At 30.0% G+C, this 24,052-nt stretch carries 32 protein-coding genes, 1 tRNA gene and 1 other annotated feature; of the genes, 25 read left to right on the top strand and 8 right to left on the bottom strand.

What is annotated here, in order from left to right; translation table 11 throughout:
- Both QPK35_RS03890 and QPK35_RS03885 read left to right on the top strand, forming a co-directional pair.
- Positions 1 to 687 carry a response regulator transcription factor gene (locus tag QPK35_RS03890; protein ID WP_290034162.1) on the top strand — a complete coding sequence of 229 codons (687 nt, stop codon included), beginning with the start codon at positions 1 to 3 and terminating at the stop codon, positions 685 to 687.
- Positions 687 to 2,195: a HAMP domain-containing sensor histidine kinase gene (locus QPK35_RS03885; protein WP_290034161.1), complete on the top strand. Its 1,509-nt coding sequence runs from the start codon at positions 687 to 689 to the stop codon at positions 2,193 to 2,195. The genes QPK35_RS03890 and QPK35_RS03885 overlap by 1 nt, the downstream gene beginning before the upstream one ends.
- Before the next feature lie 40 nt (positions 2,196 to 2,235).
- Here QPK35_RS03885 and yidC read toward each other — a convergent pair whose 3' ends face one another.
- Together yidC and QPK35_RS03875 are read right to left on the bottom strand one after the other, a co-directional pair.
- A complete protein-coding gene (gene yidC, locus QPK35_RS03880; RefSeq protein ID WP_290034160.1) occupies positions 2,236 to 3,159 on the bottom strand; it encodes a membrane protein insertase YidC in 924 nt (307 codons plus the stop codon).
- Between the two features lie 80 nt (positions 3,160 to 3,239).
- A complete protein-coding gene (locus QPK35_RS03875) occupies positions 3,240 to 3,500 on the bottom strand; it encodes an acylphosphatase (RefSeq protein WP_435302716.1) in 261 nt (86 codons plus the stop codon).
- A gap of 140 nt (positions 3,501 to 3,640) precedes the next feature.
- Here QPK35_RS03875 and QPK35_RS03870 point away from each other — a divergent pair, with 140 nt between their 5' ends.
- The 4 genes from QPK35_RS03870 to QPK35_RS03855 all read left to right on the top strand — a co-directional run bounded on the left by QPK35_RS03870 (position 3,641) and on the right by QPK35_RS03855 (position 7,254).
- Positions 3,641 to 4,804 carry a hydroxymethylglutaryl-CoA synthase gene (locus tag QPK35_RS03870; protein WP_290034158.1) on the top strand — a complete coding sequence of 388 codons (1,164 nt, stop codon included), beginning with the start codon at positions 3,641 to 3,643 and terminating at the stop codon, positions 4,802 to 4,804.
- Between the two features lie 108 nt (positions 4,805 to 4,912).
- Positions 4,913 to 5,785, top strand: coding sequence for an exonuclease SbcC (locus QPK35_RS03865; protein WP_290034157.1), 873 nt, complete (start codon positions 4,913 to 4,915; stop codon positions 5,783 to 5,785).
- 10 nt (positions 5,786 to 5,795) lie between these two features.
- On the top strand, positions 5,796 to 6,767 hold the full coding sequence (locus tag QPK35_RS03860) for a hypothetical protein (RefSeq protein WP_290034156.1): 972 nt from the start codon (positions 5,796 to 5,798) through the stop codon (positions 6,765 to 6,767).
- A 19-nt stretch (positions 6,768 to 6,786) separates the two neighbouring features.
- Entirely contained in the window at positions 6,787 to 7,254 is a 468-nt protein-coding gene (locus QPK35_RS03855) for a hypothetical protein (protein ID WP_290034155.1), read from the top strand.
- Between the two features lie 88 nt (positions 7,255 to 7,342).
- On the opposite strand, the gene QPK35_RS03850 is transcribed toward QPK35_RS03855, so the two are convergent.
- Positions 7,343 to 7,416 (bottom strand) — tRNA-Arg (locus tag QPK35_RS03850).
- 130 nt (positions 7,417 to 7,546) lie between these two features.
- Positions 7,547 to 7,624 (top strand) — a sequence feature (ribosomal protein L21 leader region).
- Between the two features lie 16 nt (positions 7,625 to 7,640).
- Here QPK35_RS03850 and rplU point away from each other — a divergent pair.
- The 13 genes from rplU (at position 7,641) to recN (ending at position 17,193) form a co-directional block, all read left to right on the top strand.
- Positions 7,641 to 7,949, top strand: coding sequence for a 50S ribosomal protein L21 (gene rplU / locus QPK35_RS03845; protein WP_290034154.1), 309 nt, complete (start codon positions 7,641 to 7,643; stop codon positions 7,947 to 7,949).
- 18 nt (positions 7,950 to 7,967) lie between these two features.
- A complete protein-coding gene (locus tag QPK35_RS03840) occupies positions 7,968 to 8,285 on the top strand; it encodes a ribosomal-processing cysteine protease Prp (RefSeq protein WP_290034153.1) in 318 nt (105 codons plus the stop codon).
- 23 nt (positions 8,286 to 8,308) lie between these two features.
- On the top strand, positions 8,309 to 8,590 hold the full coding sequence (rpmA, locus tag QPK35_RS03835) for a 50S ribosomal protein L27 (protein WP_290034152.1): 282 nt from the start codon (positions 8,309 to 8,311) through the stop codon (positions 8,588 to 8,590).
- Between the two features lie 48 nt (positions 8,591 to 8,638).
- Positions 8,639 to 9,691: a M24 family metallopeptidase gene (locus QPK35_RS03830; RefSeq protein WP_290034151.1), complete on the top strand. Its 1,053-nt coding sequence runs from the start codon at positions 8,639 to 8,641 to the stop codon at positions 9,689 to 9,691.
- Positions 9,692 to 9,792: 101 nt separating this feature from the next.
- Positions 9,793 to 10,350, top strand: coding sequence for an elongation factor P (efp, locus tag QPK35_RS03825; RefSeq protein ID WP_290034150.1), 558 nt, complete (start codon positions 9,793 to 9,795; stop codon positions 10,348 to 10,350).
- 27 nt (positions 10,351 to 10,377) lie between these two features.
- Positions 10,378 to 10,806: an Asp23/Gls24 family envelope stress response protein gene (locus QPK35_RS03820; RefSeq protein ID WP_290034149.1), complete on the top strand. Its 429-nt coding sequence runs from the start codon at positions 10,378 to 10,380 to the stop codon at positions 10,804 to 10,806.
- Entirely contained in the window at positions 10,806 to 11,204 is a 399-nt protein-coding gene (gene nusB, locus QPK35_RS03815) for a transcription antitermination factor NusB (protein ID WP_290034148.1), read from the top strand. Before QPK35_RS03820 ends, nusB begins: the two co-directional genes overlap by 1 nt.
- A 136-nt stretch (positions 11,205 to 11,340) precedes the next feature.
- Complete coding sequence (folD, locus tag QPK35_RS03810; protein WP_290034147.1) at positions 11,341 to 12,198, top strand: bifunctional methylenetetrahydrofolate dehydrogenase/methenyltetrahydrofolate cyclohydrolase FolD; 858 nt, start codon at positions 11,341 to 11,343, stop codon at positions 12,196 to 12,198.
- Positions 12,199 to 13,539 (top strand): exodeoxyribonuclease VII large subunit, encoded by a 1,341-nt coding sequence (gene xseA / locus QPK35_RS03805; RefSeq protein ID WP_290034146.1) that lies wholly within the window; start codon positions 12,199 to 12,201, stop codon positions 13,537 to 13,539.
- A 5-nt stretch (positions 13,540 to 13,544) separates the two neighbouring features.
- A complete protein-coding gene (locus QPK35_RS03800; protein WP_290034145.1) occupies positions 13,545 to 13,781 on the top strand; it encodes an exodeoxyribonuclease VII small subunit in 237 nt (78 codons plus the stop codon).
- Complete coding sequence (locus QPK35_RS03795) at positions 13,771 to 14,658, top strand: polyprenyl synthetase family protein (RefSeq protein ID WP_290034144.1); 888 nt, start codon at positions 13,771 to 13,773, stop codon at positions 14,656 to 14,658. The genes QPK35_RS03800 and QPK35_RS03795 overlap by 11 nt, the downstream gene beginning before the upstream one ends.
- A gap of 10 nt (positions 14,659 to 14,668) precedes the next feature.
- Complete coding sequence (locus QPK35_RS03790) at positions 14,669 to 15,487, top strand: TlyA family RNA methyltransferase (protein WP_290034143.1); 819 nt, start codon at positions 14,669 to 14,671, stop codon at positions 15,485 to 15,487.
- Between the two features lie 20 nt (positions 15,488 to 15,507).
- A complete protein-coding gene (gene recN / locus QPK35_RS03785) occupies positions 15,508 to 17,193 on the top strand; it encodes a DNA repair protein RecN (RefSeq protein WP_290034142.1) in 1,686 nt (561 codons plus the stop codon).
- A 31-nt stretch (positions 17,194 to 17,224) separates the two neighbouring features.
- On the opposite strand, the gene lexA is transcribed toward recN, so the two are convergent.
- On the bottom strand, positions 17,225 to 17,848 hold the full coding sequence (gene lexA, locus QPK35_RS03780; RefSeq protein ID WP_290034140.1) for a transcriptional repressor LexA: 624 nt from the start codon (positions 17,846 to 17,848) through the stop codon (positions 17,225 to 17,227).
- Positions 17,849 to 17,988: 140 nt separating this feature from the next.
- Here lexA and QPK35_RS03775 point away from each other — a divergent pair, with 140 nt between their 5' ends.
- Complete coding sequence (locus tag QPK35_RS03775) at positions 17,989 to 18,258, top strand: DUF896 domain-containing protein (protein ID WP_290034139.1); 270 nt, start codon at positions 17,989 to 17,991, stop codon at positions 18,256 to 18,258.
- A gap of 83 nt (positions 18,259 to 18,341) precedes the next feature.
- A complete protein-coding gene (locus tag QPK35_RS03770; protein WP_290034138.1) occupies positions 18,342 to 18,581 on the top strand; it encodes a YneF family protein in 240 nt (79 codons plus the stop codon).
- A gap of 84 nt (positions 18,582 to 18,665) precedes the next feature.
- On the opposite strand, the gene QPK35_RS03765 is transcribed toward QPK35_RS03770, so the two are convergent.
- Entirely contained in the window at positions 18,666 to 19,292 is a 627-nt protein-coding gene (locus tag QPK35_RS03765) for a lysophospholipid acyltransferase family protein (RefSeq protein ID WP_290034137.1), read from the bottom strand.
- A gap of 91 nt (positions 19,293 to 19,383) precedes the next feature.
- Between QPK35_RS03765 and QPK35_RS03760 the strand changes: the two genes are divergently transcribed.
- The 4 genes from QPK35_RS03760 (at position 19,384) to tsf (ending at position 22,371) form a co-directional block, all read left to right on the top strand.
- The gene (locus QPK35_RS03760) at positions 19,384 to 20,133 is read left to right on the top strand and encodes a tRNA1(Val) (adenine(37)-N6)-methyltransferase (protein WP_290034136.1); all 750 of its coding nucleotides are present in this window, start codon (positions 19,384 to 19,386) and stop codon (positions 20,131 to 20,133) included.
- On the top strand, positions 20,120 to 20,401 hold the full coding sequence (locus QPK35_RS03755; protein ID WP_290034135.1) for a GIY-YIG nuclease family protein: 282 nt from the start codon (positions 20,120 to 20,122) through the stop codon (positions 20,399 to 20,401). Before QPK35_RS03760 ends, QPK35_RS03755 begins: the two co-directional genes overlap by 14 nt.
- Before the next feature lie 184 nt (positions 20,402 to 20,585).
- Entirely contained in the window at positions 20,586 to 21,380 is a 795-nt protein-coding gene (rpsB, locus tag QPK35_RS03750) for a 30S ribosomal protein S2 (RefSeq protein WP_290034134.1), read from the top strand.
- A 115-nt stretch (positions 21,381 to 21,495) separates the two neighbouring features.
- Complete coding sequence (gene tsf, locus QPK35_RS03745) at positions 21,496 to 22,371, top strand: translation elongation factor Ts (RefSeq protein ID WP_290034133.1); 876 nt, start codon at positions 21,496 to 21,498, stop codon at positions 22,369 to 22,371.
- Between the two features lie 98 nt (positions 22,372 to 22,469).
- Here the strand turns inward: tsf and QPK35_RS03740 are convergent, their stop codons facing one another.
- The 3 genes from QPK35_RS03740 to QPK35_RS03730 form a co-directional block, all read right to left on the bottom strand.
- On the bottom strand, positions 22,470 to 22,724 hold the full coding sequence (locus tag QPK35_RS03740; RefSeq protein WP_290034132.1) for a DUF1883 domain-containing protein: 255 nt from the start codon (positions 22,722 to 22,724) through the stop codon (positions 22,470 to 22,472).
- A gap of 120 nt (positions 22,725 to 22,844) precedes the next feature.
- On the bottom strand, positions 22,845 to 23,057 hold the full coding sequence (locus QPK35_RS03735; RefSeq protein ID WP_290034131.1) for a hypothetical protein: 213 nt from the start codon (positions 23,055 to 23,057) through the stop codon (positions 22,845 to 22,847).
- Between the two features lie 20 nt (positions 23,058 to 23,077).
- A complete protein-coding gene (locus QPK35_RS03730; protein ID WP_290034130.1) occupies positions 23,078 to 24,031 on the bottom strand; it encodes a hypothetical protein in 954 nt (317 codons plus the stop codon).
- Positions 24,032 to 24,052 lie beyond the last annotated feature (21 nt).

The following is a 24,052-nucleotide window of genomic DNA, read 5'->3' as shown; positions in this document are numbered from 1 at the left end:
TTGAACAAAATTTTAATTGTTGAAGATGAAGAAAATTTAGCAAGATTTGTAGAATTAGAATTAAAGCATGAAGGATATGAAACACAGGTTGTTTATGATGGAAGAGAAGCTTTAGAATTAGCACTTGATAATGATTGGGATGCAATCTTATTAGATTTGATGCTTCCAGGATTGAATGGATTAGAAGTATGTCGTCGAATTCGTCAAGTTAAAACTACACCTATTATTATGATGACGGCACGGGATTCAGTAATTGATAGAGTTTCTGGACTTGACCACGGAGCAGATGACTATATAATTAAACCATTTGCAATTGAAGAACTTTTAGCACGCCTAAGAGCTGTACTCCGTCGAGTTGATCTTGAAAGCGAAGGAAATTCTAATAAAGCTACAACCGTTAAATATAAAGATTTAACAATTGAGAAAGAAAACCGCGTTGTTCGACGTGACGATGAAGTCATTGAATTAACAAAACGTGAGTATGAATTATTATTAACATTAATGGAAAATATTAATGTTGTATTAGCTAGAGAAGAGTTATTGAAAAAAGTATGGGGATATGAAAGTAAAATTGAAACAAATGTTGTAGATGTTTATATTCGATATCTTAGAAATAAGATTGATCGTCCTGGTGAAGATAGTTATATTCAAACTGTTCGTGGAACAGGTTATGTGATGCGGTCGTAATGACAAAAGAAATCATAGACGTTGATAGTATCCAAGCAAATCAAGAGAAAAAATCAGTTTCATTAAAACTAAAGTGGGCGCTTGGAACAGCGATTGGGGTAACAATTATCTTTGGCATATTTGCTATCTTATTATTTCAATGTTTTTCAAATATCTTATTTAAACAAGAACAAAGCTATTCTAGAGATGCGCTCCAAGCAACTGAAAAAAAGCTCACTGGATATGATCAACCGTTAGATAAAAATAACATCCAACAGAGTTTTAATATTAGTTATTCCCCAAAAAACAATGATTCTTTAAATACACCGTACAATGATTCATTTATTCAGTCTGCGGCACATAAAAATTTAATTGTAAGTATTTATAATAATAGTGGAAATCAACTATACTCAACAAGCAAGGAAGTTCTTACTTTTAAAAAAGTAAGAAGTACAGAAGAAAATAAAGTAAAAAGTGATAAACATACAGTACTTTTGATTCGAAAACCGATTTATTCAAAAAAAACTAATGAAAAAATTGGATATATTCAAATTTCTGATAAACTAATTCAATATGATCAAACAAGAAAGAAACTAGTTTATTTATTTATTATTATAGGAATTACTGTTTGCTTTGCAATCTCTTTGATGAGTTACTGGCTTGCTTCAATTTTTTTACAACCAGTAGATTTATTAAACGAAACAATTGATGAAATTAATAATAGTGATGATGAAGCTAAAGCATTGTCAGAAGTAAGAGTTCCAGTAATTTCTAAAGACGATGAATTGGCGCAACTTAGTAATTTATTTAATAATATGTTAGATAGGATGCAAAGATATATAGAACAACAGCAACAGTTTGTAGGAGATGTTTCGCATGAATTAAGAACACCTGTTGCAATTATTCAAGGACATCTAGATTTACTTAAACGTTGGGGAAAGGATGATCCTAAAGTTTTAGAAGAATCAATTCAGGCATCACTACAGGAAATAGATCGAATGAAAAATCTTGTACAAGAAATGCTTGATCTGTCTAGAGCAGACCAAGTGGAGGTACAGTATGGCAGTGAAACTTCAGATGCTAGAGAAGTTGGGTTACAAGTATATAACGATTTTCAAATGATTCATCCTGATTTTCAAATTATTTTGGATAATGATTTAAAAAATAAAACATTAGTAAAAATATATCGAAATCATTTGGAACAAATTTTAATCATTTTACTTGATAATGCGGTTAAATATTCAACTGATCGAAAAGAAATTCACTTAACAATGTCTAAAAATACACGATATGTAGAATTTGTAGTACAGGATTTTGGTGAAGGAATCTCACAAGAAAATATTAAAAAAATTTTTGATCGTTTTTATCGAGTTGATAAAGCACGTAGTCGTAATAAAGGTGGTAATGGATTAGGACTTTCAATTGCACATCGTTTAGTAGAGGGGTATCATGGAAAAATTAGTGTAGAAAGTGTTGAAAATCAAGGCTCTGTGTTTAGGGTTCAATTACCATTAGTAAATCCAGAATAAAAAAATGGAATTTATAGTTTTAACTATAAATTCCATTTTTTTATTTTTTATGATTTTGTTTGCCAGCATTTCGTTGGCGGTTATTTTCATGGATTTGTGCAGCTTTTTCTTGAGCTTCATGAATTTGTTTTTTTATTGGCTTAACCTTTTTAGGTTTATTTTTAGTTTTTTGAGCCATTTCTTTTGCAATTTCTGCTTTAATTTTCGGACGCATTCCATTTACTAATAATGTTTGGAAACAGGCAATTATTCCTCCAGCAAAGAAATATAAACCTAATCCTGCAGGTGCAATCCATGTCATGAAAGCAAACATTACAGGAGTATAAATCATCATCATTCCAGTTGTCATTTTATTCATTTGACTATCTGGCATTCCTCGAGTAGCTAACCATCCTTGGAGTGCATAAATAAGAAAAGTCAATGCAACGAATGTGAAACTTCGACCTGCTAAATTAATTCCAAAGAAAGAGGAATGTGCTAAATCTGGAGAATATTGAATAGCAGCATATAAAGCAGCGAAGATTGGCATTTGAATAATTAAAGGAAGACATCCAATACCACCTGTCATTGAAATTTCGTTTTCACGGTATAAAGCCATCATTTCTTGACTTAATGCCATTTGCTCTTCTTGGCTTTGAGCATTCTGTGCCTGCTTTTGAATCTCCATTAATTGTGGTTGAATAGCAGCAATTTTTTCTTGTTGTATTGTTGATTTCTTCATTTGCCCTAGCATTAAAGGCATTAATAATAAGCGTACAACAATTGTAATAAATACAATAGCCCAACCATAACTACCATTCAGCAAGTTTGCAATCCAAGTTAATAAATGTTGTGTCGGAACAGCTAACCAATCGTAAACGATGCCATATGGCTTACCTGAACTTGTTCGTTGAACACATCCACCTAAGAACAAAGTAATTGTTAAGAATGAGATGGCAAGGATACCAACTTTTTTCTTTTTCAATTTTAAATTCCTTTCATTTTGAGTAATACAAATTTTATAATAAGCAAAAAAGAAAGGAATTTCAATATTTACTAAAAAGTTTATTCATAAACAATTGAAAAATCAGAGTAATTTTTTTGCGAAATTTCTTTAATAATATAATGATCAACATGTCCACTTGGAGATGGAGAGAGTTTTACTTTATCGATAAACTCTTGCAGAAGTAAAGGAGTACCCTCCGCTTCAATATAAACAGAGCCATCATTGCGATTCATTACAATACCTTTGATACCTAATGAATCAGCTAATTGTTTTGTTGAAAATCTGAATCCTACACCTTGAACTAAACCATACACTTCCATTTTAATACATTTCATGAAAACACTTTCTTTCTTGGATTTAATTATATTCTATCATATTTGGATTTTATTGCAGGTTTTCTTTTTCATTTTATAATTGATTATGTTAAAATTTATTCTAGTATTTTTTTGGAGGGATTTTGATGAATATTGGTATTGATAAAATTGGTTTTTTTACTCCACATTTATATTTAGACATGAAAGATCTAGCCGAGGCTAGAAATGTTGACCCAAATAAATATTTAATCGGAATCGGTCAAAGTAAAATGGCTGTCATTCCTCCTACACAAGATGTAGTATCAATGGCCGCAAATGCTGCAGATAAAATTTTAACAGAAGAAGATAAAGAACAAATCGACATGATTTTATTTGCTACTGAATCTGGAGTAGATAATTCTAAATCAGGCGCTGTATATATTCAACGATTATTAGGATTTAAAAAACAGGTAAGAGTAGTAGAACTCAAGCAAGCATGTTACGCAGCAACGGCAGCAATTCACTTTGCACATGGTCATATTGCAATGAATCCAGATTCTAAAGTTTTAGTTATTGGAGCAGATAATGCACGTTATGGTCTTGGTACAAAAGGCGAAGTAACTCAAGGTGGTGGTGCGGTTGCAATGTTAATTAGTCGCAATCCACGTATTTTATCTGTACAAGACGATGGAACATACTGGGCTGATGATGTCATGGACTTTTGGCGTCCACTTACACATGATGAAGCTTTAGTAGATGGCAAGTATTCAACAAATGTTTATCTTGATTTCTTTAAACATGTTTTTGAAGAATATCAAGCTAAGACAGGTTTTGATATTTCTAAATTTGATGCAATGTGTTTCCATTTGCCATATACAAAAGAAGGATTTAAAGCTTTAAAAATAGCAATAGAAAATGCAGATGCAGAGGTAGCAACTAAATTAACAAGAGAATTTGAAAATGTACGTCGTTATAGTAATCAAATTGGTAACTTATACACAGGTTCACTTTATCTAGGTTTCTTATCATTATTAGAAAATGCAACAGATTTAAAACCAGGGATGAGAATCGGAATGTATAGTTATGGTTCTGGTGCACAAGGCGAATTCTATTCTGGATTACTACGACCAGGTTTTGATAAATACATTGAACATCAAGCCTTCCAAAAAACTTTGGATGCTCGGAAACGACTCACTGTTGATGAATATGAAAAAATTTATAATTCAAGAATTAAAGATGAAAAAACACGTAAATTAGATATTAGTTCAGATCCAGCTAAATTTGTATTTGCTGGTGTAGAAGATTATCAACGACAATACGTTGTACGTTAATTCAGTTTAATCAAATAAATTAATAGTGAAACATTGCTTTTAATGACTTTTTTTGTCAAAATAGAATTAAAGCAATGTTTTTATTTTAGGTAATAAGAGGAGATTCTTATGACAAATGATAATCAATTTACTTTATCAGATCATGATAAAGCAACAGAAACATTAACGCAGGCAGTAACTGGAAAAATCCAGTATTTACAAACACTTGATGATGCTGTAAAAAAACAAGATGATCGTCATGTTTACGAATTAATTGATGCTCAGCGTTATGCAGAAGAAATTTTACAAGCACATGAAAGTATTAACAATTTTGGAAATGAAAAATTAGTTGAGGATATTAAACCACAAATCAGTGATTTTTTAAGTAAAAAATTAATTGATTATTTAAATGAAACATATCCATTTTTCTATTTTGAAGAAACTGTTCCAGGAAACTTTCAATTTTATTTTGGAAATTGGTGGGGCAGAAGATTATTTGGAACTTTTGATGTGTTAAATGTTAAATTTCATTTTGACAAAAATGAGTATGATAAATTATCTAAAGCATTTGAACTTGAATTTGAAAATAAGAGATTGAATAGTGATGCAATTGAACGGCTATCAAAGGAAAATGAACAATTGCAAAATTTAATTGATTCACAAGACGAACGCGATCAACAAAAAGAAGAGTTGCGTGCACAAATTAAAGAAATTACACAAGAAAAAGTTATGCCATGGGAAAGTTCAAAGCAAAAAGAATCTAAACAAAGATTGATAGATAAGTTAAGTCATCTTACAGAATTAGATGAAAAAGCAAATAGTGCATATCGAACAATTAGAGATAATGAAGAAACTATTTTAGCTTTATCTAAGGAAGATACATTGATTGGTTATGAAAAGCAAAGTATTGTATCTAAATTTGGAACTTTTGAAAACTTTGAAGCCAAAAACGAAACATTATATCGTGATTATATAGCTAATTTGATTGCATCAAAAGAATAGGTGAGATTCAATGGATGAACAAAATAAATTAAAAACAATTACATTTCTTCCAAATGGTCAAGAAAAAATGCAAACTAAGGATGTGCGTTCATTAAGTACAACAGGTAGATTGTTAGCATATCGTGATCAACTAAAGAAAAACTTAGATAATGGTATTCATTTTACAGAAATTTTAAATGAATTAATTACAACTAAAAATCCAGATACATTATTGACTTCAATCCAACAACTTTCTACATATCAGCTAGATTCAGCTTATTTGATATATCCACAACAATATAGCAAGCAGGATTTTTATTTAATATTTTTAAGCCGCTTATTAGGTTTGCATCAAGCTGAAAAACTTGTTTTACAAGCTAATGAAAAAAATGATGAACTTTATCATCAATTTCCAGGAATTGATAGTTTAGGTTACTTTACATTTCAAGAAAATGTTGATGGTAGTGCATACTATGTTGAACGTAAAAATAATGAAGCATTATTTTTTATTGATTTTAATAAACATCTTTTATTATTCAATAGTGAATCTTTAACTGATTTATTAATTAAAAAATATCGTAGTGAAGTTTCTCATGAGGTACTAAGACAATTTGAATTACAGCTTTTAGCAATTGGAAAGTTTATGAAGGAGGATTACGGGTTTGATGTAGACTTCAATATTTTGGATCCATCAAACTATGCTAAATATCCAATTATGGATGCTCAAATGCCACAAAAGGCACTTGATAAATTATTTATTTCTGCTTCGAACGCTGATTATATGCTAGTTACAGGTACTCAAAATGAGGCAATATTAAAATTAAATCATGGTATAGAAATGGCAATTGGACCATCAGAAAATAATCAATGGATTATTCAAATTAAAGACCCAGATAATAGAATTTCATGGTTTGATATATTGAATAAGTATGATTTCTTACGTGATTGGTACCTTAATAATTTAGATAGTTTAGAAATAAAGAATGATCCAAGATACTATTAATGAAGAGAAGGTTTTAGTCATGGATTTTAATCAAATGTTTTCAATTGCTCGACACAGTGAATACTCTGAAATGTTACCAGCTAAGAGTTATTCATTAGATGAAAAATATAGTAATTTAGTAGTGAATGTAAATTTAAGTCTAGCTACTTTATTTAATAAAATTCGAAATAAAGCATCAAAATCTGAATTACTTGATAGTTATTGCATGACAATGAGAGATTTTTTTGCAATTGCAAATTTTAAAGAGTGGACATATATTATGTTAATGAGTGATGAAGATTTAAATGCAATTGGGCAAAAATGGAAAAGTGAATCACTTGCAATGGTTTATTTAAGCATTCAGCAACAGATTAATAGTTGTTATTTTAAACGACAACCTCAAAGCTTAGTACATGCATGGCATATGTTCTTAAAACTTGGGTTAATAGATTTGGACTTTGATGAAAATCAAATTGAAAGTCATTTTGAAAAAATGTTTATGAAATAAAATTAATTCAGTCTAATTTATTTAGACTGAATTTTTTTATAAAAAAAGCACAATATCATGATTGATATTGTGCTCTAGATAAATTGAATGATTCGGGAGAGATTCGAACTCTCGACAATCCGCTTAGAAGGCGGATGCTCTATCCAGCTGAGCTACCGAACCATATCAACAACATAATGATTATATTATTATTGTGAAAAAAAGTCAATTCAAAATTTCAATGAATTTCATTAATATATATTTGACTAAACACAAATTTTCTGATAATATACAACTGTTGTACTTGTGCATAGTACAACTGCAACCGCACGTTTTAAGTTTAAGTGTCTCTTTTGGAGGCCACTAAATTACGGCGAGTCTAAGGATTAATTAAGGAGGTGCACAAGATGTACGCAATCATTAAAACTGGTGGCAAGCAATTAAAAGTTGAAAAAGGTCAAGCTATTTACGTTGAAAAATTAGACGTTAAAGCAGGTGACAAAGTAACTTTTGATGAAGTTGTATTAGTTGGTGGCGAAAAAACTGTAATCGGTACACCATTAGTTGAAGGTGCAACAGTTACAGGTACAGTTGAAAAACAAGGCCGTGCTAAGAAAGTTGTTACATTTAAGTACAAGCCTAAGAAACACCAACACACAAAACAAGGTCATCGTCAACCATATACAAAGGTTGTTATTGACGAAATTAATGCATAATTGAAAGCTGGTTAGGTTTTGATTCAAGCACAAATTAGCTACTATCAAGATAAAATTAGCGGATTTAAATTATCAGGTCATGCAGGATCAGGAGAATATGGACATGATATTGTTTGTGCTGCTGTTTCTGCTTTGGCAATTAATACAGTCAATAGTTTGGAAAAGTTGGCAGATTCAAATCCAGTTATTGAATCGGATGAAGGATCTGGATTTTTAAATGTTAAACTTCCAATTGACCAAATTCAACATCCAAAAGTTCAACTTTTACTTGAAAGTTTTAAGTTAGGCTTATTAGATATTGAAAATAGTTATGATAAATACATCGAAATAAAATAAATAATCAAGGAGGTGCAACGGTTATGTTAATGAACTTACAATTCTTCGCTCATAAAAAGGGTGGTGGTTCAACTGCTAACGGTCGTGACTCAAAGGCTAAGCGTTTAGGCGCAAAGAGTGCTGATGGTCAAGTTGTTAAGGGCGGTTCAATCATCTACCGCCAACGTGGTACACACATTTATCCAGGTACAAATGTTGGTATGGGTGGCGACAACACATTATTTGCTAAAGTTGAAGGTGTTGTTCGTTATGAACGCAAAGGACGTGACAAGCGTCAAGTATCTGTATACCCTGTTGCAGATTAATTTATTTTATCAAGAGGTTGGGAACCAACCTCTTTTTTTGTGAGGAAAATGGAAATAAATAATAGAATTAATAAATTAAGAAAATATTTAAAAGAATTTTCTTTAGATGGCTTTTTAGTTACTAACCAAACAAATATTAAATACTTAACAAATTTTACTGGTGACGATGGGATTGTATTAGTAACTTTTGAAAGTGTATATTTAATTAGTGATCAAAGATTTAAAATTGAATTAAATAATCTCAAAGATATTCAACCTATAATTTCTAATGAATATTTGAAGGCTACATGTGATATTATTTCAAAAGATCATTTGATTGCAGTAGGATTTGAAGATTCTATCGAATTTAGCATGTATGATTATTTAGATGAAAATGCTACTTCAGATATTGTTTCGATTTCAAATTTAATAGAGTCATTGCGATCGATCAAATCAAATAATGAGATTCAAAAAATAAAAAAAGCAAATTTAATTGCTAAAAAAGCATTTGACTTTTTTATTGATAAAATTGATTATCAAACAGAAAGAAGTTTAGCAATTGATTTGGATTATTTTTTAAAGAAAAATGGTGCAGATAAACCTTCATTTGATACAATTATTGCAAGTGGAAGTAATACTGTATTACCACATAGTACTATTTCAAATAGGAAAATTAACCATAATGATTTAGTAATGCTAGATTTTGGATATTTTGTTAACGATTATACATTTGATATTACTAGAACAATTAGTTTGGGAAAACAAAATAAAGAAATTAAAAAAGTATACAACGTTGTTTTAGATGCCCTAAATGAAACAACAAAATTAGTTCGTAGTGGATTGCCAGCAAATTTGCTTTATGAACGCGCAAAAAAAATATTAAAGAGCAATAATTTAGATCAATATTTTACGCATGGAATTGGCCATGGTATTGGGTTATCAATTCATGAACTTCCCAATTTGAATAGTTTTGATGAATTGATTTCAGGACAAATTATTACAATTGAACCTGGGGTATATATTCCAGGTTTAGGTGGAATTAGAATTGAAAATGATATTTTAGTTACTGAAAATGGATATGAAAATTTAACACCAATTTCTACTGAATTCATAGAGCTTTAGTAATAATATGCTTGACAAATCTTTAAATTCACGTGAAAATATTGTGTATAGTTCTTTTGGATAAGACGGAATTTTTAAATTACCCTAGGAGGAATAATTAAATGATTTCTGTAAATGATTTTAAAAACGGATTAACTATTGAGGTAGACGGCGAATTATGGCGTGTTGTTGAATTTCAACATGTTAAACCAGGTAAAGGTTCTGCCTTCGTTCGTTCTAAATTAAAAAATTTACGTACAGGTGCTGTTCAAGAAAAGACTTTCCGTGCAGGTGAAAAAGTAAATCAAGCACAAATCGATCGTAAAGAAATGCAATACTTATATGCAGATGGCGACAACTATGTATTTATGGATACAAATACATATGAACAACTTGAATTAAACAAAACACAAATCGAAGATGAAATTAAATATTTAAAAGAAAATATGTCAGTTAAAGTTGTAATGTTTGGTTCAGAAACATTAGGTGTTGAATTACCTAATACTGTTGATTTAGTAGTTGCTGAAACTGAACCAAATATTAAAGGTGATACATCATCAGGTGGTAGTAAACCAGCAACAATGGAAACTGGTTTAGTTGTTCAAGTTCCATTCTTTATTAATGAAGGTGAAACATTGACTATTAATACAGCAGATGGAACATATATTTCACGTGCATAGTTATGCATAATTAAAGGAGGCTTAATAATGACTGAAGATAATAATATTATTTTAGCAAGTCAAGAACCTGGTTTAGGAGAAATCAAGATTGCACCGGAAGTTGTTGAAGTCATTATTGGAATTGCGGCCAGTCAAGTTGATGGAGTTTATTCAATGCGAGGTTCTTTAGCCAATAGTGTATCAAAATTATTCGGTAAAGAAGATCGAAGCAAAGGGGTAAAATTAGATCAAAAGGATTCTGAATTAAAAGTAGATGTTTACGCTCTATTAAATTATGGAGTTTCAGTACCTAAAGTTGCTTGTGAGATTCAAGAAAAAGTAAAACAACAAGTACTTTTTATGACTGGGTTAAAATTAGATATTGTTGATGTTCATGTTCAAGGAATTGTTCCTGAAAAACAGGAATCAGCAATTGATCCAAATAATCCTTTTGCCGAAGAAGATGGTGAAGAATAGTGAGTATTACAAGACATCAAATTAGAGAATTAGCATTTCAAACTTTGTTTGCAGTTAATAGCAATCCAGATGCTGATAAACAATTTGTGGTTGATTCACTTTTGGAAGAAAATAAAGTAAAAAAGCAACCTGAATATTTACTCATGCTTGTAAATGGTGTATTGGAGCAACAAAATCAATTAGATGATTTAATTTCAAGTAAACTTAATTCTAAATGGACGTTAAGTCGTTTAAATAAGACAGATTTAATTATTTTACGTCTTGGTTTATATGAAATTAAATTTGTTCAAGATGTACCTAATAAAGTTGCTTTAAATGAAGCTTTGCAATTAGCAAAGGAATTTAGTGATGAAAAAGAACGTAGTTTTATAAATGGCGTTTTATCGAATTTTGTCTAAATTTGTTTTATTTAATTTTTAAGTTTTTATGTAAAGAGACTGTGATTTTATTCATAGTCTCTTTATTTTATAATTAATTTTTAAATAAAAAAATTAATTGAGATATGCTAAAATGAAGAAGATACTAAATTAAGGAATGATTTTTGTGACAACGAAACTAGATGGAAAAAAGCTAGCAATTAAAATAAGGGAAGATTTAAAAAAAAGGGTTGAAAATTTAAAAAAGAATGGAATTAAACCATGTTTAGCAGTGATTTTGGTAGGGGAAGATCCTGCAAGTAAAGTATATATTAGAAATAAAAAAAAGGCAGCGGAAAAAGTCGGAATGGAAACATTTGATAAGTTACTTCCAGAAACAACAACTGAAGAAGAGTTAATTAAATTAATTAAGAAATTAAATAATGATCCAAAAATTCATGGAATATTGGTTCAACTACCATTACCTAAAACTATTAATGAACAACATGTAATGCAGGCTATTGATCCTGCAAAGGATGCAGATGGTTTTCATCCAATGAATATTGGCAAATTATTTATGAATCAAGCTCAATTAATACCATGTACACCACATGGTATTATGAAACTTATTTCAGAATATAATATTGATTTAACTGGAAAAAATGTTGTTATTGTAGGAAGAAGTCAAATCGTGGGTATGCCACTTATTGCTTTAATGATGAATGCCAATGCGACAGTGACTGTTACTCATAGTTATACACAAGATCTTGTAAATAAGACCAAAAATGCAGATGTTGTTATTACAGCTATTGGTAAAACAGAATATTTTGATGAAAGTTATTTTAATGAAAATGCAATTGTAGTTGACGTAGGAACTAATCGAAACAGTGAAGGTAAATTAGTAGGGGATGTTAACTATGATTCTGTAAATGGTAAAGTAGCTTATCTTTCCCCAGTACCTGGTGGAGTTGGTCCTATGACAATTACAATGTTATTGGAACAGACGATTCAAATTGCAGAAAGAAGTATCAAATAGATGCAACATGATCAATATTTGACAGTTACCGCATTAACAAAATATATTAGTAAAAAGTTTACGTATGATCCATACCTAGATAAGGTATATCTGATTGGTGAAATTTCAAACTTTCGTTTAAGACCTCGTCATCAATATTTTAGCTTAAAAGATAAAAATGCAAAGATTGAAGCAGTTATGTTTCAATCAAATTTCAAACGCATTAAATTTCAACCTGAAGAGGGAATGAAAGTTCTTGTTACTGGAAAAATTGAAGTTTATGAGCAAACTGGAAAATATCAAATCAATATTGAAACGATGCAGCCGGATGGAGTTGGTGCTTTATATAAAGCTTATGAGCAATTAAAAGAAAAACTAACTCAAGAAGGACTATTTAGCAAACCAAAGAGAGAGTTAGCTAAATTTCCTAAAAGAATTGCAGTAATTACTAGTCCATCTGGTGCTGTAATACGAGATATTATAACAACTACTCGAAGGAGATACCCTATTGTACAATTAGTCTTATTTCCAGCTGAAGTTCAAGGAGAATATGCGAAAGATTCACTTGTAAAGAGATTAAAAGAAGTTAATAAACTTGCAAATTTTGATACAATTATTATTGGTCGAGGTGGTGGATCTATTGAGGATCTCTGGCCATTTAATGAAGAAGAAGTTGCTCGAGCAATTGCTAACAGTAAAATTCCTGTTATTTCATCAGTAGGTCATGAAACAGACACTACATTAGCTGATTTAGCAGCAGATGTTAGAGCAGCAACTCCAACTGCAGCAGCAGAATTGGCAACTCCAGTATTATCAGAGGTACTTGTAAAGTTAAAAGATTCACAAGTTCGTTTAGCAGGATCTATGCAACGAATAATTAAAAATAAATCAAATCAATTAACGAAATTAAAGAATTCATTTATTTTTACTCAGCCTGAACGATTATATGATGGTTATGTTCAAAGACTAGATTTAGCAGAAACAAGATTGATTAATAAAATTGAAACTATTTTCCATCAGAATCAAAATCGCTTATTGATGGAGAAAAATAAGTTAGAACATGTATCACCAATTAATAGAATTGAAAAGTTAAATGTATTATTAGATTCTAGCAAAAAACAACTTGTTACTTTAACTAATAATATTATTAAAGAAAAAATTTCAGAATTTAAGAAAAAAGAAAAGGCTCTTGAATTGTTAGATCCATCACAAATTATGGATCGTGGATATTCTTATGTTACAGCTATTAAAAATGACGCAGTAATTAAGAATGTAGATGATTTAAGTGATAATGAAGAGTTAAATTTACATTTTAAAGATGGAGTTGCACAGGTTAAAGTGCTTAGAATTAGAAGGGATTAATTCTTATGGAAAATAAAAAAATGAGTTTTGAAGAACAAATGGATGAATTAGAAAAAATTGTTAATCAATTAGAACAAGGCGATGTTCCATTAGAACAAGCTTTAGATCAGTTTCAAAAGGGAATGGAAATAAGTAAAAAATTACAAAATACATTGGATAATGCTCAAAAAACATTAACTCATGTAATTGATAATGATGAAAATGAAGAATTATTTGAAAAAGAGGATTTAGATGAAAAATAATTTATTAAATAATTTTATTGATAACGTAAATCCTCAATTAAATAATTTTTTAGATGACTATTTAAAAAGTTTGAATTGTTATTCTGTTTTAAATGAAGCAATGCGATATTCTGTAGATGCAGGCGGAAAACGTATACGACCTATTTTAATTTTAGCTATTGTTAAAAGTTTAAAAAACGAAATTAATAAAGATGATATTAAGGTTGCTTCTAGTCTTGAATTAATACATACTTATTCTTTAATTCATGACGATTTACCTGAAATGGATAATGATGACTTAAGACGAGGTAAACCAACAAATCATAAAGTTTTTGGACAAGCAATGGCTGTTCTTGCTGGTGATGCATTATTAACAACTGCATTTGAATGTATCTGTAATACACGATTAAACAATGATTTAAAAATAAAATTAATTAGTGGATTAAGTAAAGCTGCGGGTCCGGAAGGAATGATTAATGGACAAGTAGGAGATATACAGGGAGAAAAACAAGAATATAATTTATCTCAATTAAGAAAAGTCCATTTAGGTAAAACAGCTGCATTACTTAAATATGCTTGTTATGCTGGATCTCTATTAGGAAATGCAAATCAGAAACAAGAAAAAATATTAGTTGATTTTGGCGAGAAATTCGGACTTGCTTTTCAAATATATGATGATATTTTAGATGTAATTGGAAATAAAGAACAACTCGGCAAAAATGTACATAAAGATAATTCTGAAAATAAAAATACATATCCTATTTTATTAGGCCTGGATGGCGCTAAAAAATGTTTAAATAAACTAATAGGTGAAATGTCAAGAAATCTAAATGAATTATCAAAGAATAATTTTGATATAGAATTATTAATGGGATTTTTAGAATATTTTAAATATTAAGGGATTAGTCATGAAAAAAGAAAGAATTGATGTATTGCTAGTTCAACAAGGATTATTTTCAAGTCGTGAACAGGCAAAAAGAGCCGTAATGGCTGGTGAGATTTTAGGTGAAAATGAAGAACGATTAGATAAACCTGGTATGAAAATCTCTCCTGAAATTAAATTACATTTTAAGGGAACTAAGATGCCATATGTTAGTCGTGGTGGATTAAAACTTGAAAAGGCACTAAAGGTATTTAAATTATCAGTTAAAGATAAAATTGTATTAGATATCGGTTCATCAACTGGTGGATTTACAGATGTCTCTTTGCAAAATGGAGCAAAAAAAGTTTATGCATTAGATGTTGGAACTAATCAATTAGTCTGGAAGTTAAGACAAGATGAACGAGTTGTAGTAATGGAAAATACTAATTTTCGTTACAGCAAGTTAGAGGACTTTAATGAAGGACAACCGGAATTTGCAACTACAGATGTTTCTTTTATTTCATTGAAATTAATTTTGCCACCTCTTCATTCTATTTTAAAAACAAATGGAGATTTAGTTGTACTTATTAAACCTCAATTTGAAGCTGGACGTGAGAAAGTTGGAAAACATGGTATTATACATGATGAAAAAGTTCATCAAGAAGTAATAAATGAAATTGTTAATTTTTCAGTTGAAAATGGTTATGATGTATGTAATTTAGATTTTTCACCAATTACAGGTGGACATGGAAATATTGAATTTCTAGTTCATTTAAAGAAAGTTAGCGGTTTAGGCGAAATTTATTCAAATATTAATATAGATGAAGTTGTAAAACGTGCACATGCCACATTACAAAATCAATAGTTAAGAGAGGAGCAATACCAATGTTACAAGAGCTAGTAATCAAAGATTTTGCAATAATTGAAAAAGCAAATATTGATTTTCAATCAAAGATGACGGTTTTAACAGGTGAAACTGGTGCAGGTAAATCAATAATTATTGATGCATTAGGACTTTTAGCAGGTGGTAGAGGTTCCGTAGATTTTATTCGTAATGGAACTAATAAAGCTTCTCTTCAAGGACAATTTTTATTACCAAAAGAAACATTAATTTTTAGTATTCTTGATGAATTAGGAATTGACCATGAAGACGGTACTATAATACTTCAACGTGATTTATATAAAACGGGAAGAAATGTTTGCAGAGTAAATGGTATATTAGTTAATTTAACAACATTGCGTAAAATTGGAGAATTGTTAATTGATATCCATGGACAAAATGAACATCAATCATTAATGCGGCCTGAAACGCATTTGGGATTACTAGATGATTATAACCATGAATTAAATAAAGATATTGATAAGTTTCACAAAGCCTTTAAAGAATACCAAAAATTACAACGAGCACTTGAAAAAAGAAGAGCAAATGAAAAGGAATGGGCTCAAAGACTTGATATTTTACAATTTCAGTTAGAGGAAATTGAGAATGCTGATTTGAAACCTAATGAAGAAATTGAACTAAATGAAGAAAAAGATCGTTTGGATAATTACCAAGAGATTCATGGCGCGTTAGAAAATAGCTATCAGGTTTTAACAAATGGTAATTCTGATATTATTGGTCAACTTGGAACTTCTATGGATGAATTAGGAAAGGTTTCGGATTATTCTGATGATTTAAATAACATCTATGAAAAAGTATCAGATGCATTTTATAATTTGCAAGACGTATCGCATGAAATCTCTTCACAATTAGATTCAATGGAGTGGGATGAAGGTCGCTTAGATCAGATTGAGCAAAGATTAGAGTTAATTCATCAACTAAAAAGAAAATATGGAGATTCTGTAGAACAAATAATTAACTATGGAAACAAAATTAAAGTAGAATTAAATGATATGCAAGGTGGAGAAGAAAACATAGAAGAACAAGAGCAAGAAGTTCAAAACGCATATAGTAAAGCACTTAAATTAGCTCAAAAATTATCAAAGAAAAGGCATCAAAGCGCTCAAGAATTGGAAATAGCGATACACAAACAATTAAGCGCATTATATATGGATAAAGCCATTTTTAAGGTTAAATTTAAAGAAAATAAAAATTTAACTAATGAAGGATTAGACGATGTGGAATTTTATATACAGACAAATCCAGGAGAATCAATGGGACCATTAGCTAAAATTGCTTCTGGTGGCGAACTTTCAAGAATTATGTTGGCTTTGAAAACAATTTTTTCTCAAAAACAAGGAGTAACAAGTATCATTTTTGATGAGGTAGATACTGGAGTTAGTGGTAGAGTAGCACAAGCAATTGCTGAAAAAATTTCACAAATTGCTCAAAAATCCCAAGTTTTATGTATTTCTCATTTACCACAAGTTGCAGCAATTGCTGATCATCATTACTTTATTTATAAAAAAATAATTAATGGTCGTACAGAAACTTGTGTAGAGAAATTAAATTCCAAAAATAAAATTAAAGAGATTGCAAGAATGTTGTCTGGATCTGAAATTACTGAATTAACACTTGAACATGCAAAAGAATTAATAAAAATGTCAGATCAAATAAAAACTGAATTTTAGAAAAAAACCTAAGGAATTAACCTTAGGTTTTTTAAATGCTATCACGATAAAGCCCAATGACTTTTCCTAAAATAGTTACATGATTTAAAATTATAGGATCCATCATATCATTTTCAGGTTGTAAACGATAATGATTTTTTTCTTTGAAGAAACGTTTACATGTAGCTTCATTTTGGTTATTCATTGCGATAACAATATCTCCGTTATCTGCAAAAGTTTGTTTTCGAACAATTACTTTGTCGTCATTTAAAATTCCAGCATTTATCATACTTTCACCACGAATTGTAAGCATAAATAAATCATCTGCAGATTCAAAATTAGGTGGCAGCGGGAAATAATCGCTAGTTTGTTCCACTGCTAAAATAGGTTGTCCTGCTGTCACAGTTCCAATAATAGGAATAACATTTGATTTTTTAGTTACGCCTAATGCCTCTACTCCTGCATCAGTCACTTCAATTGCACGTGGTTTTGTTGGATCTTTTGTAATAAAACCACGATTACTTAAGCGTGTTAAGTGACCATGCACAGTCGATGTAGATGATAAATTTACTGCTTCGCCAATTTCACGTACAGTAGGAGGATATCCCTTCTTTTGAACGGTTTCATAGATAAAACGAAGGACTTTCATTTGACGTTCTTCAATTGATTTTGCCATAATGTTACCTCGTTAATCTTATATTAGTTTGATATTATCATAATTTTTTTTTAAGTACAAACAAAAGTTCGTTTTTGGTTGATTAAAAAAGTATATTTATGTAAAATATACTAGTAAATTCGATTGAGAGGAGGATTAAAATGTCTGAAAACAAGGAACAAAAAAATGGTAAGATTTCAGATGAATTAATCGAAAGAATCAATGAACTTTCACATAAAAAGAAAAATGAAGGTTTAACTGAAGAAGAAGCAGCAGAACAAAAAGAATTATACAAAAAATATCTTGCAACTTTTAAAAATAACTTTCGTAGTCAAATCGAAATGCTTCAAGTATATGATGAAAATGGTAATGAAGTAACTCCTGAAAAAGTTAAGGAAATACAACGTAAGCGTGGACTGCGTGATGACTAATTAGTTTTTTGTTAAGAGTCCTTTATTTTTTATAATTTTTTCGCTAAAATTAATTATATGTTATTTGTAAGGAGGACTAAATCTTGTCAACAGGATTTGTAATTTTATTTGTTGTACTTGGAGCAATTGCTGGTTTTATTGGTGGCTTTTTTGTTGCAAAGAAATATCTTGAAAACTATTTAAAAAAGAACCCACCATTTAATGAACAAATGCTTAGAACTATGATGCTTCAAATGGGACAAAAGCCTTCACAAAGAAAAATTAATCAAATGATGACTTCAATGAAGGCTAGTTATGCAAAAGAAAACAATAAGAAAAAGTAATTCTTAATATAAATAGTTAATTTTACTATATAAAATGAGAGACCATGACATTGTCAAAGTCTCTCATTTTATATTTATTTAAATTTATTTTTTAGAAGAAGGATCAATATATACAAAATTTGGATCAATTTCATTATCTAATTTATTAAATGCCTGTTCCATTTGTTTAATTACCTTCTTTTGGTTTTCGTCTGTGAGTTTTGTTTTTCGATCAATATAAATTGGATCACCAAAAGCAACTACAGTTTTTTTACGTGAAAGTAACGATTTAAAAGTTAATGGTCCTTGATAAACTGCAGGGACAATGGGGACATTTGCCATTTTTGATATTAAAGTTACGCCACCCTTCATAGCTTGTGAATGACGAGTTCCAGATGGAAACATAATTAATGATATATCCCGATTTCGTAGCCACTTTACTGGAATTTTTATTGCAGATGGTTTTGGATTTTCACGATCAACTGGAAATGCATTTGCATTTTTTAAAATAAATTTTAAAATAGGGTTTTTAAAGAGTTCTTTTTTAGCCATAAAGGCAAATTGTTTGGGCGATGCAGCAAGTGCAAAAAATAACGGATCAAACCATGTTCGATGTGGTCCTACTAGAATGTAATTGCCCTGTGGTAATTTATCTTTATTTAAAATTGTAATTTTCCCATTTAAAATGCGGACTAAAAATGCCACAACTCTTCGCATAAAGTTGTAAAACATTAAAAGACTCCTTTCATAATTTTATACATGCTTTAGTATGCAAAAAATTATTCAAAGTTGCAAGTTTATTTTTATTTAACGAGGAAAAAATATGGATATTAAATTATATGAAGATGAACGAATTGATCAATTATATGCACAAGATGTGAAAATTATTCAAAGTTCGAGTGTATTCTCTTTTTCGCTTGATGCTGTTTTATTAGCAAATTTTGTAAAGCCGAGCTTTAAAAATAATAAAAAAGCACTAGATTTATGTGCAGGTAATGGTGCTGTTGGTCTTTTTATTAGTAAAATATTTAAGGGAAAAATTGATGAGGTAGAAATTCAAAATCGGTTAGCAGATATGGCTTTGCGCAGTGTTAAGTTAAATGATTTAGAAAATAAAATTACAGTTTATAACGAAGATTTAAATAGTATAGATTCAATTTTAAAAAAAGATTCATACGACATTGTAACATGTAATCCTCCATATTTTAAAGCTTCATCAAATAGTAAAAAAAATCCAAATAAATATTTGGCAATTGCAAGACATGAAATTGCTGTAACATTAGAACAGGTAATTTCTGTTAGTAGTGGAATGTTAAAGACGGGGGGAAAATTATATTTAGTTCATCGTCCTGATCGCTTATTAGAAATATTAGAAACAATGAAAAATAATCGATTAGCGCCTAAAAGAATAAAACTAGTTCATCCAAAACGAGAAAGAGAAGCAAATATGGTGTTAATTGAAGCAATTAAAGACGGAAAAATAGATGGAATGAAATTTTTAGCACCGATTTTTATTTACAATAAAGATGAATATACTGATGAAGTAAAGGAAATGCTTTATGGAAGAAAGTAAATACTTTATGTATGTGTTATTATGTTCAGATCGCACATTTTATGGTGGGTATACCAATGATCTAAAAAAAAGAATAAAAAAACATAATAGTGGTAATGGCGCTAAATATACCAAAACTAGGCGTCCTGTAAAATTAATTTTTTATAAACAATTTAATACAAAATCTGAGGCTTTAAAGGCAGAATATGCATTTAAACATCAATCTAGAAAGAAAAAAGAAAATTTCTTATTAGAAAATGGTGTTCCTGAAAAATATCTAAAAAAATAAAATCATTATTTAAGATATAAAATTCTTATTAATTAAAATAATATTGCTTTTTTTATGATTATTTATTATACTTAAAGAAGTGTTTTTACACAATTCACACCTTATGCGATAGATTCGGAGGTGCTCTAAGAGTTCTGAATCAATTGAACATAGGGGAGGAACAAACTATTTTGGAGGTATTGTAATGTCAGTTATTACAATGAAACAATTACTTGAAGCTGGTGTACATTTTGGACACCAAACACGTCGTTGGAACCCTAAGATGAAGAAATACATCTTCACAGAACGTAATGGTATCTATATCATTGACTTACAAAAAACAGTTAAGTTAATTGATCAAGCTTATGATTTTATGAAAGATGCTGCAGCTGATGATGGTGTAATTTTATTTGTTGGTACAAAGAAACAAGCACAAGATGCTATTGAAGAAGAAGCAAAACGTGCAGGTCAATATTACGTTAACCATCGTTGGTTAGGTGGTACATTGACAAACTGGAATACAATTCAAAAACGTATCAAACGTTTAAAGGATATCAAGAAGATGGAAGAAGACGGAACATTTGAACGTCTTCCAAAGAAAGAAGTTGCTTTATTAGTTAAAGAACGCGATCGTCTTCAAAAATTCCTTGGTGGTATTGAAGATATGCCTCGTATCCCAGATGTAATCTTCATCGTAGATCCTCGCAAAGAACGTATTGCTGTTAAGGAAGCTCAAAAATTAAATATTCCTATCGTAGCTATGGTTGATACAAATGCTGATCCAGATGAAATCGATGTTAAGATTCCATCAAACGATGATGCAATTCGTGCCGTACGTTTAATTACTTCAAAGATGGCCGATGCAATTATTGAAGGTCGTCAAGGTGAAGATGAAGTGGACGTTGACGTGGAAACATTCGTTGATGATGACGAACAAGTAGATTCAATCGAAGATATCGTAGAAGCTGTTGAAGGCGACAACGATACAGATGCTGAATAGTTTTTAATAAATGGCTGTCTCAAAGTGGGCGCAAAGCCTTTTGTTTTGAGACAGTTTTTTAGAATGTTAATTATTTATTATTTAAATAAAATTTTATTTAGGAGGATGTAGTTCTATGGCAAAAATTTCTGCACAACAAGTTAAAGAATTACGTGATAAAACAGGCGTTGGTATGATGGACGCTAAAAAAGCTTTAGTTGCTGTTGATGGCGACATGGATAAAGCTATTGACTTTTTACGTGAAAAAGGTATTGCAAAAGCTGCAAAGAAGAGTGATCGTGTAGCTGCTGAAGGTTTAGCAAGTGTTGTTGTTAAAGGTAACACAGCTGCAATCGTTGAAGTAAATGCAGAAACAGACTTTGTTGCTCAAAACGATAAATTCCAAGCATTAGTAAAGCACACAGGTGAAGTAATTGCTGATGCAAAACCAGCTAATGTAGAAGCCGCATTAGAAATTAAAACAGAAAAAGGTACTTTAAACGATGAATTCATTGAAGCTACACAAGTTATCGGTGAAAAGATTACATTACGTCGTTTTGAAGTAATTGAAAAATCAGATAATGATAACTTTGGTTCATACTTACATGACGGTGGACGTATTGCTGTTTTAGCTGTTTTAGAAGGTGCAGACGAAGCTACTGCAAAGGATGTAGCAATGCACGTTGCAGCTATCAATCCTAAATATGTAAATCGTGACCAAGTGCCAGCAGATGAAGTTGCTCACGAAAAAGAAGTTTTAACAGAAGAAGCTAAAAATGAAGGTAAGCCAGAAAAAATCATTGAAAAAATGGTTGAAGGTCGCTTAAACAAGTTCTTCTCAGAAATTTCATTAGATGATCAACCATTTGTTAAAGATGGTGACCAAACAGTTGCTAAATATGTGGCTTCAAAGGGTGGTAAAGTTAAAGCATTTTACCGTTATGAAGTCGGTGAAGGTATCGAAAAACAAGAAAATAACTTTGTAGACGAAGTTATGTCACAAATTAAATAATCTATTTAATTATTAGCTCTATTCCTTATAGGAATGGAGCTTTTTTTAATATAAATAATCACAAATTTGCAAAGAAGTTTACAAATTTGTGATTGTTGTTAATTTTGTTCCCAGCAATATGAGTATCTACTGTCACATTCTCCATCGTTTACAAGTAAGTACCAAATTCCTGGTTGATTGACGGACACTCTGGCAGGACTAAAAATAAATCTACCTCCATAAAATACATATTCTGAGCCATCAAAATAATTTTTTAAGTTATTATAATCTAATAAAAATACATTACATGCAAAGGGAATTTTTACAATTGCAGATAAAATTTTCCCTTTGTTTTTACAATGTGGGATATGCATATAACATCACCTCTTTAGTGTAGGATACATTATTTGTTACTTAATTTGTTATAAAATTTTAAAATGATCAGATTCATTGCTTTATAAAAAAAGAAGTATGAGGAAAATCATACTTCTTTTTTATTTAGTTGGAAATTCTTTTCCAATTTCAATACATGCGATTTCATTACTACCACCAATTGTTTTCACACCAGGTAATTCGTTTAATGCTTCTGCTAATGCAGAAATATTTAAGCCACTTTCATTTTTTATCTCTTCAATTGTTTCAATATTTCGGATGCCACACGGCCTATTTGAAGGAGCATGCTTGATTAATATTTTTTCTAAATTCATAATAAAACCTTCTTTGAAACTTAAATCATATATGTTTCTTGTGCTTTAATCATTTTAACAATGTCTGAAAAATCGCTTTGTGGTAACGAATGTTTAAATTTTCTAGCATAAATATCAATTTGATTTATTAACGGTGTTGGATCTTTTTTTTCAACTAACATATCTTTTTTTATTTCATCTTTTGTATAACATATTAAGTGATTCTTTTGTTTCTCATTAATCTCTGAACCATCATCAATATAATAAAAATCATTATCTGGAAAATAATAATTTAATAACTTTGCGCTTTTGCATTGCCAGATTATTGGTTGATCTTGTTTTAAAGAATAATCATTAATTTCATTTAATCGTGTTGGATTAAATGGTTTTAACCATGATTGAAGTAAAGTTAGGTCAGAAAATAAAGAAGGTAAATTTTCAGAAAAACTTTTTTCTGAATAATTAACCTGCGTTGCGGTAGTATCTGGATTGATATTACTATTAAAAGATGTAAATTGAGTTAAATGTGCATCGCGGAACATTCGTTTCCATTTTTTAATTCTATTTTTATATTGTCCTTGAGTAATAAAATTTGGAACGTATCCTAATTTTTCACCTGAAGCAGTATCCTCAATTATAATTGCAATAGATCCAATTAAGCCATCATCATTGTCATATGCAGTGATATTAAATTCTAATCCTAATTTTGTTTTGTATCCAGTAGGTAAAATCCGAAAATTTGGCATTACGTTTGGACGAGAAATAATATTATAACGCCATAATTTTTGTAATAAAAGCATTAAATCATGACTCAAGTTTATTCTTCGAAATTTATTAGAATTATTTTGTATAATGTTTAAAGTATCTAATGATAAATGCGTAACGATAACATCATCAAAAGCACTAGCATTTTCTACATCAGAGTCAATAATAGCATTTTTTATTGATGATTTGATAATTAGACCTCTTGCACCATTAATTTGCGTAATTTTCATTGAATAATTAAAACTCCTTTA

The organism is Ligilactobacillus cholophilus (assembly GCF_030389495.1).
GTDB classification, from domain to species: domain Bacteria; phylum Bacillota; class Bacilli; order Lactobacillales; family Lactobacillaceae; genus Ligilactobacillus; species Ligilactobacillus cholophilus.
Note: the sequence above shows the minus strand (reverse complement) of the source record. Positions and strands in the feature narration are given on the sequence as shown.